The organism is Candidatus Methylacidiphilales bacterium, from assembly GCA_033875315.1.
In the GTDB taxonomy this organism is placed as follows: domain Bacteria; phylum Verrucomicrobiota; class Verrucomicrobiia; order Methylacidiphilales; family CAZTYG01; genus JANRJG01.
The window spans coordinates 235,688-248,331 of the sequence record JANRJG010000003.1 but is presented as its reverse complement, the minus strand read 5'-3'; the positions used below and the strand labels follow the sequence as shown (position 1 = coordinate 248,331).

The window sequence follows — 12,644 nt, the reverse complement described above, 5'->3', positions numbered from 1 at the left end:
TTATGTTGCGCGCAGGCATTGTCGGACTTCCCAACGTCGGGAAAAGCACCCTCTTCAACGCGGTCACCCGGACGCGCAAGGCCGAGGCGGCCAACTACCCCTTCTGCACCATCGAGCCCAATGTGGGTGTGGTCACCGTTCCCGATGCCCGCCTGGCCGTCCTTTCAAAAATATCCGGTTCGCAAAAACTCATCCCCGCCGCCATCGAGATGGTCGACATCGCCGGCCTGGTCAAGGGAGCCAGCCAGGGCGAGGGCTTGGGCAACAAATTTTTGGCCCACATCCGCGAGGTGGATGCCATCATCCAAGTGGTCCGCTGCTTCGAGGATGCCGACATCCACCACGTCTCCGGCACCGTCGATCCCCTGCGTGACATCGAAGTCATCCTGACCGAACTCGTGCTCTGTGATCTGGATGCCGTGCAGAAGCGCAAGGACAAGACGGCCAAGAATGCCCGTTCCGGTGACAAGGTGGCCAAGGCGGAAATCGCTGTGTTGGAAAAACTCGAGCCGCACCTCAACAGAGGCAAGCCCGCCTTGACCTGTGATTTGAGTGAAGACGAGCGGGCGGTGGCCAAGCACTTCTACCTCCTCACCTCCAAGCCCACATTGTTCGCCTGCAATGTCAAGGAAAGCGACCTGCCGGAGGTGACCGCCGGGCGCCGCGACACCGAGACCGGCAAACGCGTGGCGGCGGTCGAGCAGTATTGCAAGGACCACCTCGGGGCCGAGTCGGTCATCATCAGTGCGCAGATTGAGGCCGAACTCATGGACCTGACCCCGGAAGAGGCCGCGGCCTACCTGCATGATCTCGGGGTGGTCGAGTCGGGCGTGGGTGCGCTCATCCGTTCCGTTTACCATCTGCTCGGACTGAGGACTTATTTCACCACCGGCGAGAAAGAAACCCGGGCCTGGACCATCCATGTCGGCGACAAGGCCCCGGCGGCGGCCGGTGTGATCCACACCGATTTCGAACGCGGATTCATCGCCGCGGAGACTGTGGCCTACGACGACCTGGCTTCGCTTGGTTCCTACGCCAAAGCCCGTGAGGCCGGCAAGCTGCGCATCGAGGGCAAGGAATACACTGTCAAAGATGGCGACGTGATGGAATTCCGCTTCAACGTCTGACCGGGTGCGATAACTTTCACCGCGAAGATCGCGAAGGGCGCGAAGTTATTCAGGGTTTGAATCAGCCAGGGATGCGATTTTGCTGAACGCAAGGACGATGTCTTTGAGGTGCTTTACCAGACTGTTATCGCCTGGTGTTTTCACTTCGCGCACTCCGCGGTGCAACTGTCTTTTCCGCTCTAACGCCGACGGGAGGGGGGCGGGACGTAGCCGTCGGGAAGCTGCTCGCGCACCCGGAAGGTGATGCGGGCCTTGGTCAGGTCGTAGGGACTCATGTCCATCTTGACGCGGTCACCCACGCCGAGTCGGATGAAATGCTTGCGCATTTTCCCGGAAATATGGGCCAGGACCTCGTGCTTGTTGTCGAGCTCCACTTTGAACATGGTGCCCTTCATGACCGCACGGACCGTTCCTTCCACTTCGATGACTTCGCCTGCCATAATTTTGAATCCCGAAATTAGCCGAAGCATCCAAAGGCGTCCATGGATATTTTGGGGTCGCAGCACCGTGTGTTCTGCCTCTGGCTTTGATTCTGTTCACTCCAAGCATTGAGTCGGGAATTGGATTAACACCAATCCTCATGACTGAACGAAAGGACCAGCGGGAGGGCGATCCGCCTGAGGCGGACTGCCGAGCTGGATTGTGGTCATTCTTCCAAGGGCGGCTCAGCGGGAGCTTCGCCCTCCAGTAAGGCACTTTATCGCCGATTCAAAAGAATTCGGTAGAAGAGGAGGAACCACGCCGGGATCAACCCCTCAGCCGGCGGGCGATTTTCCCGATGACGGCGGTTTCCTGGAGCCCGAGCGTGAAGGCGGTGAGGAAGTAGCCGGTGCAACCCACACCGACCAGGGCGGCGGTGGTGAGGAGTCGCAGGAACCAACCCCCGTCCATCCAGGGGTGAAGGAGATGGGCCGATCCGGCCACGGCCCCGCACATGACCAGGGTGGCGGCGGTGATCTTGGCGAAAGCGAAGAGAAAGGACCGGTCGATCCAGGGGCCGAGGGGTTTGCCGATGGCGGCCAGCAACTGGGCCAAGTTGATCAGGGCCACCAGGGCGGTGGAGAGGGCCAGTCCGGCCACGCCCCAGTGAAGGACAAAGACAAAGAGGGAATTGAGGATGAGATTGAGGACGATGCCGACCAAGCTCACACGCAGGGGCACGCGGGGGAGGCCGAGGGCGTAGAAGGCTGGGCTGACGATCTTGATCGCGGCATACGGAGCCAGGCCGATGGCGTAGGCCTGCAGGGCCAGGGCGGTTTGCAGGGTGTCCGAGGCGGTGAACGCCCCCCGCTGGTAAATCAACCCGATGATCGGGACCGCCAGCAGGATCAATCCGACCGAGGCCGGCAGGGTCAGGAAGGAAGCCAGTCGCAGTCCCTCTGATAGTTTCGTCCGGAAAGCCGAGAGGTCTTCGAGGGCGGCCGAGCGTGAGACGCTGGGCAGGGTCACGGTGGCGATGGCCACGCCAAAGAGGCCGATGGGCAGTTGCATCAGGCGGAAGGCGTTGTTGAGCCAGGTGACCGAGCCGTCCTGGAGAAGGAGGGCGAACGAGGTGTTGACGAGCACGTTCACCTGGACGGCCGCTCCTCCGACGATGGCGGGTGCCATGAGGGTGAGCACCTGGCGCAGGCCGGGGTCGCGCCAGTCCCAGGTCCACTGAAAGTGGTAGCCCAGGCTGCGGGCCTTGGGAACTTGGATGACCCATTGCGCCACTCCACCCAGGACCGTTCCGAGGGCAAATCCATAGATCGCTTTCGGGCCGAAGTGCGGGTCGATCCACCAGCCCAGACCCAGGCCACAAAGGATGGAGACGAGGTTGAAGGCGGTGGAAGCCGAGGCCGGCAAGCCGAAGCTGCCCAGGCTGTTGAGCAACCCCATCCAGACCGCGGCCAGGGAGACAAAGAAGATGAAGGGGAAAAGGATGCGGGTGAGGTCGACCGTCAGGCCGAATTTGTAGGGATCGTCGTGCAGTCCCCAACCGATGAGGGAAACAATCCCCTCCGAACCGAGGATGCCGAGGACGACGATTCCTGCCATGAAGGCGATGGCCAGGGTGTTGACCAGATTGGCCAGACGGAAGGCGGCCAATTGACCCTCGGTGGCGAGTTTTTTGGAGAACGTGGTGACGAAGGCGGTGGACAACGCGCCTTCGGCAAAGAGGTCGCGCAGGAGATTGGGGATGCGGAAGGCGGCCAGGAAGGCATCCAGTTCCTTTCCCGCGCCGAAGATCGAATTCAGGATGACCTCGCGCACCAACCCGAGCACACGGGAGCCGAGCACGGCAAGCATGATGCGGGAGGCCGGTCGGGCGGTGGAGGACATGGGGAGTTTTTACCGCGAGGACGCGAGCGAAGCAACGTCCCAAGTAGGGCGCGGAGGGCGCGAAGCAATGCTCAAGGCGATCGTCAGATTTTCTGGAGCTTGCGGTATTTCATGAAAACTTCGGCGGCCTGGAGGCGGGCCAGGCGGAGGCCGAGGAGACCGCCCTTGATGCCGCCTTTGAGGAGATAGGAACGGAGGAAACGCCAGAGGGCGTGGGTGATCGGGGTCAGGGGTCCGGCTTTCTTGCCCTCCGCCTTGGCGCTTTGGGCCCAGAGGGTGGAATAGTGTTCCATCCGCCCGCGGTAATCGGCCTCGTCCTTGAAGGAATGATGGATGAGTTCTCCGACCAGGGGTTGGATTTCGCCGTTCAATTCCAACCGTTCATGCACTGCTCCACCTGCAAATTTCCCGCTCCCCTTGCGGAAGAGACGGACCAGCACATCGGGATACCAGTCGCCGAAACGGATCCAGGTGTTTTCAAAGAAGACCACCCGGGGCATGGAAAATCCGGCCATGGAAGAGGGAACCACCGTGGGCTTGATCTTGATCAGTTCCGCCCGCAGCCCCGGGGAAAGTTCCTCGTCGGCGTCGATGCTCAGGACCCATTCATGGGTGGCTTTGGAGAGGGCGAAGTTCTTCTGCCCCACGTAGCCCTCCCACTCATGGCGGATGAAGCGGGCGTTGTGGTCGGTGGCGATGAACGGGGTGCGGTCGGTGCTGCCGCTGTCCACGATGATGATTTCATCAGCGATGTCTTTGAGGCTGTCGAGGCAACGGGCGAGGTTGGCTTCTTCGTTCAGGGTGATGATGCAGGCGGAGATTTGCATGGAGGGATTAGGTGATTGAGTGATTAAGGGATGGAGTATGCAGGAGATGATCGACGGTAACAGCGTTCATGCAGCGGAAGTCGATCGGGCATTCACGCAGGAAGCAGGGGGAGCAGGGGACATGTTCGCGGACGACCTGGATGGTGTCGGTGATGGGCCCGGTCAATCGGGGTTCGGTGGAGCCGAAAATGGCGGCACCGGGGCGGCCGAACATCGCGGCCACATGCATGGCCCCGCTGTCGTTGCAAAGGACGCAGCTGGCATGGGCCAGCCAGCCCAGAAATTCACGCAGCGAGGTTTCGCCCGCCAGGTTGTGATGGGGAACGGTGAGGAGGTGGGCGACTTCCCGGCAGGTGGGGCGGTCGATCTCGGCCCCGAGGAGGATGACTTCAAGATTGTTTTCTGCGGCGATGCGGTTGGCGGCTTCGGCGAAACGTTTGGCGGGCCAGCGTTTGGCGGGGCCGTATTCGGCACCCGGGCAGAGGGCGAGGTAGGGAACCGAGGACAGACCCTCCTTCGCCAAGGCTACGGAGGACAGGGGGGTGAAATTGCTGATTGCTGATTGCTGATTGGATTTGAGGCCTTGAGAAGCGTTGAGACCAGATCCAGGTAGTCGAGGCTTTGGTGGCGCAGGCCTTGGGCGCGGTTGTATTTCGGAACAACGTCGGTGAGGAGCCAGCGGCGTTGGTGGCCCTTGAAGCCGATACGGCGGGGGATGCGGGCCAGCCAGGGCTCGGCGGCGGTGCGAAGGGAATTGGGGAAGATGAGGGCGGTATCGAAGTGGAAGGGACGGAGGGAATCGGCGGTGATCCAGAGGTTGGGGTCGACGGTGAGGACGTGGTCGATGCCGGGAACGATCTTCCAGAAGTCGGCCAACTTGCCCGGGGTGAGCACGCTGAAGCGCGACCCGGGGGGGAGTTTGTGTTGGAGGGCCTGCACGGCGGGGAGGCCGATGACGGCATCGCCGAGCCAGTTGGGGCTGCGCAGGAGCAGGTTCATGAAGGCGGGAGATTAACCGCGAAGCACGCGAAGTGCGCGAAGATTTTTTGTGGGGATTGGGGCAAAAAAAAGCCGGAGCTTGGGGCTCCGGCTTTGGGTGGGGGCTGGTATCAGCGCAGGACGCCGCAGGCGGCACGGCGGTTGGCGGCGTAGGCCGACTCGTTTTCGCCCTGCTGGGCGGGGCGTTCCTCGCCGTAGGAAATGGTGTGCAGGCGGTTGCCATCGACGCCCAGTCCCATCAGGTAGGTGCGGATGGCCAGGGAACGACGTTCGCCGAGGCCGACGTTGTACTGGATGGTACCGCGGGAATCGGTGTGCCCGGCCACCAGGATGCGGGCGCTGCTGTTCTCGTTCATCCAGTTGGCGATTTTCTCCAACTTGGGACGCTCACTGCCGTCGATGGCGTAGCTGTCGAAGGCGAAGTAGACCGTGTAGGCGGCGAGGGTGGAGTAATCGGCGTTCTCGGGATTGAAATCGCCGCGACCGGGAAGGGCTCCAGTGTCGTAAATGTCCTCACCGGCGATACCGCCGCCGGCACCGCCGGTGCCTTTGACCGATTTGGCACAACCGGCAAACACGAGGAGCGCGGCCAGGGCGGGGAGTGCCAGGTGCAGGTGGGAGAGGCGGATGAAGGGAGTGGATGTTTTCATAGGGGTCAGCGGCTGCAATTGGGTTCGGAGGCTTTCCCGATCCCGTTTTTCAGTTGTACGGATTCGCGGGTGATGGAGTCAAGGAGATAGAGGGCCCCGGCCCGGGCGTAGACCAAGTGGCGGGAATTGCGGGTCCAGGAGGGGGATTCGTTGTTGCCGGAGGTGGTGAGGACTTTGGGCTCGCCGCCGGGCAGGACGGTCATGGCGATCTGGTTGCCTCCGGCGACGCGCACGCTGAAGGCGAGTTTTTTGCCGTCGGGGGACCAATCGGTTTCGGTGGTGTAAGTGGAGGAGGTGTTGATGCGCTGGAGTTGGCCTCCGGCGGAAGGAATCAGGTAAACCTGCGGGCTGCCGCGGTCGTCGGAGATGAAGGCCAGGGTGGAGCCATCGGGGGACCAGGTGGGGGTGGACTCCGTGCCGCGGGTGCGGGTCAGGCGGTTGGCCGTTCCGCCGTCGGCCGGCATGGTATATAGATCGGTGTTGCCGTCTTTGGACAGGATGAGGGCGAGGGTGCTGCCGTCGGGGGAGAAGGAGGGGCTCTGGTTGGTGCCGGGGAAATCCTTGGTCAGGTTGAAGCGTTTCTTGGCGGTGAGGTCGATCAGCCAGACATCGGGGTAGCCGCCCTTGTACGAAGTGTAGGCGATGCGGTTGCCGTCGGGAGAGAGTTTCGGCCCGATGCTGGTGCTGGCGTCTTTGGTCAAGGGGCGGACGTTGGCACCGTCGATGTCCATCAGGTAAACCTCTTTGTGGCCTGATTCTGCGGAGATGAAGACCAACTTGGAGGAGGCGATGCCTTTCTGGGTGGTGAGTTTTTCCACGATGGCATCGGCGAAGGCGTGGGTGGCGGCGCGGACATCGCCGTTGTAGTTCCCGCTGAGGGCGGTGCGGCCGTCGGCCCCTGTGACGGTGCCACTGATCCCGGAGGCCGAAGTGATGGCGCTGGCGGTGAAGGCGGCCTCGCTGGCGGGGGTGATGGCGAAGGCGCTGGAGAGGGTGAGGTCGTTGGCCAGGATGGATCGGACCTGGTCGGCGTTGGGGCCGGAGAATCCGCCGAGGGCGATGTTGACCCGGCCCTTGTTGATGACGATGGCGCCTTCTTGGGCGGAGCTGTGAGTGAGGCCAAGGCCGAGAAGGAGTAGGCAGGATAGGAGGGTGCGGGGCATGGCGTGGATGGGACTTTTGAACAAGCTAGCGCAAGGGGCCGGAAAGTACACAGGAAAATGGAGCGGGGAAGGGACGGTCAGTTCAACTCGAAGATGACGGGGACGACGAGGTCGGGGTTGCCGAGCCCGGGGGGGAGGGCCTGGGGCAATTTGCCCACGCGGTGGACGGTGCCAATGACGGAGGCGTCCATCTCGGCGTTGCCGGAGGATTTTTCCAGGCCTTCAAAAACGAGCGTGCCGTCGGGTTTGACCCGGATGCGCAGGGTGGCCTTGAGGTCCTCCGGGATGGAGGGTTTTTCCCAGGCCTTGGTCAGGACGACTTTGATCAGGGCTTTGTAGGGTTCGGCGTTGGGGTCGCCGTCGGGATCGCCCGGTCGTCCACTGCCGGTGCCGCCGGGGATGCCGGCATTGCCGACTTTGCCGGCGAGGCGGGCCTTGATTTCGGAGGCGGAGAGGCCCTGTCCGGAACCGGTGCCCCCGGGCTGGGTGTGCTGGGGCGTGGAGGTGCCCGCCCCACTGGGCGCGGTGGCTCCGTCGCCGCGCTTCACCGGGGTGAGGTTGACTTTGACCGGGACGGGGGCTGGTTTGGACTTGGCGGGAGTCGGGGTGGGGGTTGGAGAGGGAGGTGGAACCGTGTTTTTAGGGGGAGTGACCGGCTGGGCTTGGGATGTCGGTTGAGGGGTAGGAATGGGCGGTGCGGGTGCCGGAGTGGGCGGGGTGATTGCTGCGGCAGGGGAGGGTGGTTTGGGTGGTTGCAGGGGGGCCGGGGCATGGCTGGGCGTGAGCGGAGAGATAGGACCCTGGCCGGAAGATGTCTGTTCCAGCGAATTGCCCTCGCCGGGATCCAGCTCCCCGAGTGCGACCATCTCGATAAACGGGTCGCTTTTTCCCGGGGCGTGAAGCTGGGGGAGCAGAGTGAGGAGCGCGAGTGCGAGGAGGTGGAAGAAGACGACCCAGGCAAAGGTGGCGGGCTTGATGTGATGTTCCGTCGCACCGGTGCCGGGCGCGGCATGGCGGGGGGTGTCTTTGATCGGGGAGAAAGTGGGCGCGGAGCGGGGCATGGGCATCCCTGGGTCAGCGTTTTTCCGGGGTGGTGGCGATGCCGAGTTTGATCCCGGTTTTTTTGATCAAGTCCAGGACATCGACCAGTTTTTGGTATTCAAGCTTTTTATCGGCACGCAGGTAGACGGCGGCGTTCGGTTTGCGGCGGAGCAGGTCGCGCATCGCCTGTTCGAGTTCGCGCAGGCTTACGCGGTTGCGTTCGATGTAAATCGAGCCGTCGGCGCGGAGGGCGACCTGGAGGACGGCCTCGGATTCGATCTTGGAGGGGGCCTTTTGTTCGGTGGAGTCGGGCAGGGACAGGTCGATGCTTTGTTCGAGGGTGGGAGCGGTGATCATGAAGATGATCAGGAGGACGAAGCAGAGGTCGAGCAGGGGGGTGATGTTGAGCTCGGTGAGCGTTCCGCGATCCAGGCGTTGGGAGGGGCGGCGCATAAGCTTGCGGGTAGAAGGACGACAGCGGTTACGAACGACGGGAGAGATGCTTGTGTTCGAAATCAGAGGCGCACTCGGCGGCGAAGTTTTCCATTTCGACCATCATGCCCTTGAGGGTGGTGATGAGGAAGTTGTAGCCGAACATGGCCGGGATGGCGACGAGGAGGCCGGCCACGGTGGTGATGAGGGCGGCCGAAACGCCGGGGGCGAGGGCGGCCAGGTTGGCCTTGCCCGCGAGGGCGACATCGCCGAAGGCGTCCATGACGCCCCAGACCGTGCCGAGGAGACCGAGGAAGGGCGCGCCGCTGACCGCGGTGGCCAGGAGGATGAGGTTGGATTCGAGCTTGAGGGATTCCTCGCCCACGGCGCGCTCGAGGGCGGAGCGGACGGAGGTCATGGAGGTGGCGTCGATCTTGGGGGCGCCGATGAGGCGGGCGGAGTAGGTTTCATCGACGACACTGGAGCCGAGGAGGTGGAAACTGAGTTCGCGGCAACCATTCTGGTAGACGGCAGCGAGGGGTGAGGCGCCGAAGGGGGCCTGTTTTTCGAAAAGCTCCAAAGGGTGGCGGGAATCGCGGTAGCGGCGCAGGAAGAGGCGGTTGTCGCGGCGGGCCTGGCGGACGAAGACGAACTTGGTGGCCATGACCGACCAACTGAAGGCCGAGCCGATGACGAGGAGGAAGATGATGACCTTGCCCTCGATGGTGCTGGCGTTCCAAGCGTAGACGAGGCCGGCTGCCATGGGCAGGGTGAGGGGCAGGGATATCATGGAGAGGAGTGTAGCGCAGGCCTGAGCGCGGGAAAGTGAGAAAGGCTCATATTCCTCCGACAGGCATGCCGATTGGGGCTTCGACTTCGAACTCCACTTCGATGACCTTCTTTTCCCTGGCTTTGAGTTTGAGTTCCCAGGTGATTTCGCCGTTTTCCTTGTTTTCCTTGGCCGGCTTGGGATTGAGGGCGGTGGGGCGGACTTTGATCTGGTCCTGTTGGGCCACGGGGATCTGGTCCTTGACCGTGAGGGTCTCTTCGGTTTTTTTCAAGTTCTCGACCTCGATGGTGTAGCCGATTTTGAGCAGGCGGGATTTATTGACCAGTCCGGTGGTTTCTTCCTTGCGCACCTTGTCCTTGCGCTGGACCTTGATGCCGTCGTCCTTGCCGAGGAAGAGGTCGAAGACCCCTTCGGGACCGACGAGGGAGAGGGCGGAGCTGCCGATGAAATCATTTTCCATGAAGACGTTGAGGGCACCGGGAAGGAGCGGTGCGGGATTGGCGTTCTTGACCTTTGCTTTGACGAAGGCACCGGGCATGAGTTTGGGTGTGGCGGTGTAGGTGCGTTCGGCTGACATTTCCTGACGGGAAATGGTGCAGCGGTGGGGTTCACCGTCGCTGGGGACGGTGGTGGTGCCGGGGACCTTGAAGACGGCGGAGAAGCCCCGGGTTTCGATGTTGGATTCCATCAATTGAACGGATGCCCCTTCTTCATCCTTGGTGTCTACACGATTGGAGCGCATCTCCTGGGCCACCTGGCCCATCAGAACCTGTTTCCGGGCCGACAGTTCACGGGTGGAGGAGTAAGAATCCATGGGTGCGGCGGCTGGCATGGGTTGGAGTATTTGCAAGATCCAGGGATCCAGGTCGGGCAGGGCGGTGCCGAGCTGGGGCCGGGCGGTGGAGAGCACGATGCGGGCGTCAGTCCAGTTTTCGCCGGTGCGCTGGCGGACAATCCCGTAGGAGGTGAGGGTGATCTTGTCGGAGTCGCCCCGGGCGTGGACGTCATACTGCGGGGTCCAGCCGGCGTTGGCGAGCATGTAGGATATCTCCACCGCGGCCGTGGTGGCGGTATCGGCCTGTACGGTGACGGCCACGCGGCGGTTCTGGGGGTTGCCGGGATTCTCCAGCTTGGCCAAGTCGGCTCGGAATTTTTCCAAGTCTTTGTCGAGGTTGCGCTGGGTGCGCTCGACCGCACGGAGGCGTAGGGAGATCTTGTTCTGTTCGCCGCCGTAGTAATCGACCAGCTTCTGGATATCGGCCACGTTGATGACTGGCTTGTCCCCTTCCTTGGCCGCGCCGGAACTGGCCTCGCGGCTGAGTTTGTTGAGCAGTTCTCGCTTCTGGTTGAGGTCGTTTTGTTCGTCCGAAAGGTCCTGTTTCTTTTCCTCGGTGGTTTGGATGAGGTCTCGGAGCTTGAGGACTTCGGGGGACTGGGAGGGTTCGCGGTAGTCGCGCTTGAGTTCGACGCCGAGGATCTTCCATCCATTGCCGGTACCGCCGGCGCGAACGGAGTTCTCGTCTAGTCCGATGGGGAGGTTTTCGAAGACGATCTGGTGTTCGCCCGGAGTGAGGGGGGTGGAGGCGCGGCGGGTGACGACGGCGCGGTCGGGGTAGACGGTGACCTCGCTGATGCGGTGGTCGGTTTTGACTTCGGCGGCTGTGACTCCAATGACGGAGGAGAGCAAGGCCAGGAGGATGGGAGCGGGGTGGGTTTTCATGGGCGATGGGGATTGGGGGGTATGGGTGTTACCAAATGATCAGACGTCGCGGGAGATGGAAATCTTAGGGAAAAAATGGGCGGAGTGGACCATTACAACGTGCCCCGGGCAAAAACACGCCCAAAATGAAGAGGCCGTGCTGCGGAGTCCAGGCATGGAGAAGACGGGGGGCTTGGGGGAGGTGCCATGCACCATGACATTTCGCTTCGCGAAGGAATGGGCGGAGATGGATGATGCATTCACGAGGACGTGAAACCCTCTGCGGGATGGCCTGCGGCTTGGGCCGCTTCGCTTGACGATCACTGCGTGAATGGCAGGCGAACTTCCCCCTTCGTATAAAACTACGGCGGGACAAGCCGTTCGAATCTAGGGGAGACGCTTCGCTTCGCGAAGGAATGGGCGGAGATGGATTCGAACCATCGAAGGCAAAGCCAGCAGATTTACAGTCTGCCCCGTTTGGCCACTCCGGAATCCGCCCGAAGAGCTGGAAATACTAAAAACCCCGCCTCCCCCCGTCAACTCCACAGCGCAAGTATTTACGCGGTGCGGAACTGTTCGAGGAACCGGACATCGTTTTCGTAAAGGAGACGCAGATCGGGAATGCCGTGGATCATCATGACCATCCGTTCCAGTCCCATGCCGAAGGCGAAACCAGTGTAGCGGGTGGCATCGATGCCCACCGCGGCAAAGACCGCCGGGTCGACCATCCCGCAACCGCCGATTTCGATCCATTCCTTGCCCTTGATGCGCAGTCCGGGCACAGACATGTCCACCTCGAAGCTCGGTTCGGTGAAGGGGAAGAAGTGGGGACGGAAACGGATGCGGGTCTCCGGGCCGAAGAGTTCGCGGAAGAAACATTCCATGGTCCCCTTGAGGTGGGCGAGGGTGATGCCTTCGTCGACGACCAGGGCTTCGAGTTGGGTGAAGAACATGCCGTGGGTGGCATCGACCTCGTCGCGGCGGAAGCAACGGCCGGGGGCGATGATTTTGATCGGGGGTTTCTCCTTCTGCATGGTGCGGATCTGCACGGTGGAGGTGTGGGATCGGAGCAGTCGCCGTCCGAGGTTTCCAGCGGGGGGCAAATCGAGGTAGAAAGTGTCCTGTTCGTTGCGGGCCGGGTGGTCGGCGGGGGTGTTGAGGGCGTCGAAGTTGTGGAACTCAGTGTCGATCTCAGGACCGGTGGCGAGGGCGAAGCCCATGCGGCGGAAGATGTCGATGCTCCGGTCGACAAGGCGTGAGACCGGGTGGCGCGCGCCGGTGGGAAAGGGACGGCCGGGCAGGGTGGGATCGTCGGGCATGCCCGAATCCGAGAGGGTGAAGGAATCTTTTTTGGCGTCGAAGGCGGATTGGATGGCGGTTTTGGCCAGATTGGCCGCCTTGCCGGCTTCGGGTCGTTGTTCCTTGGGCAGGTCCTTCATCTTTTCCAACAAGGCGGGAAGACGGCCCTGTCGGCTGAGGTAGGTGATGCGCCATTCCTCCAAGGCCGCGGGGTTCGCGACCTGTTCGAGTGCGGCGAGGGCCTCGGCTTGCAGTGATTGCAGATCGGCGATCATGGGCGGTGGGGTTTGGGGGA

General features: G+C 62.3%; 13 protein-coding genes and 1 tRNA gene. 1 reads left to right on the top strand and 13 read right to left on the bottom strand.

Translation table 11 applies throughout. From position 1 onward, the window contains the following. The first annotated feature begins 2 nt into the window (after positions 1–2). Positions 3–1,127 carry a redox-regulated ATPase YchF gene (gene ychF / locus SFU85_01045; protein MDX6765355.1) on the top strand — a complete coding sequence of 375 codons (1,125 nt, stop codon included), beginning with the start codon at positions 3–5 and terminating at the stop codon, positions 1,125–1,127. Positions 1,128–1,306: 179 nt separating this feature from the next. Here the strand turns inward: ychF and infA are convergent, their stop codons facing one another. The 13 genes from infA to pheS form a co-directional block, all read right to left on the bottom strand. After that, the gene (infA, locus tag SFU85_01040) at positions 1,307–1,567 is read right to left on the bottom strand and encodes a translation initiation factor IF-1 (GenBank protein ID MDX6765354.1); all 261 of its coding nucleotides are present in this window, start codon (positions 1,565–1,567) and stop codon (positions 1,307–1,309) included. A gap of 307 nt (positions 1,568–1,874) precedes the next feature. After that, the gene (gene murJ, locus SFU85_01035) at positions 1,875–3,449 is read right to left on the bottom strand and encodes a murein biosynthesis integral membrane protein MurJ (protein ID MDX6765353.1); all 1,575 of its coding nucleotides are present in this window, start codon (positions 3,447–3,449) and stop codon (positions 1,875–1,877) included. A gap of 83 nt (positions 3,450–3,532) precedes the next feature. Continuing rightward, positions 3,533–4,276, bottom strand: coding sequence for a glycosyltransferase family 2 protein (locus tag SFU85_01030; GenBank protein MDX6765352.1), 744 nt, complete (start codon positions 4,274–4,276; stop codon positions 3,533–3,535). 7 nt (positions 4,277–4,283) lie between these two features. Continuing rightward, complete coding sequence (waaF, locus tag SFU85_01025; GenBank protein MDX6765351.1) at positions 4,284–4,799, bottom strand: lipopolysaccharide heptosyltransferase II; 516 nt, start codon at positions 4,797–4,799, stop codon at positions 4,284–4,286. Between the two features lie 2 nt (positions 4,800–4,801). Then, positions 4,802–5,275: a hypothetical protein gene (locus SFU85_01020; protein ID MDX6765350.1), complete on the bottom strand. Its 474-nt coding sequence runs from the start codon at positions 5,273–5,275 to the stop codon at positions 4,802–4,804. 110 nt (positions 5,276–5,385) lie between these two features. Continuing rightward, entirely contained in the window at positions 5,386–5,925 is a 540-nt protein-coding gene (locus SFU85_01015; protein MDX6765349.1) for an OmpA family protein, read from the bottom strand. A gap of 5 nt (positions 5,926–5,930) precedes the next feature. Next, complete coding sequence (locus SFU85_01010) at positions 5,931–7,088, bottom strand: biopolymer transporter Tol (protein ID MDX6765348.1); 1,158 nt, start codon at positions 7,086–7,088, stop codon at positions 5,931–5,933. Between the two features lie 77 nt (positions 7,089–7,165). Further along, positions 7,166–8,155 (bottom strand): energy transducer TonB, encoded by a 990-nt coding sequence (locus tag SFU85_01005; GenBank protein MDX6765347.1) that lies wholly within the window; start codon positions 8,153–8,155, stop codon positions 7,166–7,168. A gap of 7 nt (positions 8,156–8,162) precedes the next feature. Next, entirely contained in the window at positions 8,163–8,582 is a 420-nt protein-coding gene (locus SFU85_01000) for a biopolymer transporter ExbD (GenBank protein MDX6765346.1), read from the bottom strand. A 28-nt stretch (positions 8,583–8,610) separates the two neighbouring features. Continuing rightward, positions 8,611–9,351 (bottom strand): MotA/TolQ/ExbB proton channel family protein, encoded by a 741-nt coding sequence (locus SFU85_00995; protein ID MDX6765345.1) that lies wholly within the window; start codon positions 9,349–9,351, stop codon positions 8,611–8,613. A gap of 46 nt (positions 9,352–9,397) precedes the next feature. After that, positions 9,398–11,071, bottom strand: a complete 1,674-nt coding sequence (locus SFU85_00990) for a mucoidy inhibitor MuiA family protein (GenBank protein MDX6765344.1) — start codon at positions 11,069–11,071, stop codon at positions 9,398–9,400. Between the two features lie 396 nt (positions 11,072–11,467). Beyond that, positions 11,468–11,549 (bottom strand) — tRNA-Tyr (locus SFU85_00985). A 58-nt stretch (positions 11,550–11,607) separates the two neighbouring features. Further along, positions 11,608–12,624: a phenylalanine--tRNA ligase subunit alpha gene (gene pheS / locus SFU85_00980; GenBank protein MDX6765343.1), complete on the bottom strand. Its 1,017-nt coding sequence runs from the start codon at positions 12,622–12,624 to the stop codon at positions 11,608–11,610. Between the last annotated feature and the right edge of the window lie 20 nt (positions 12,625–12,644).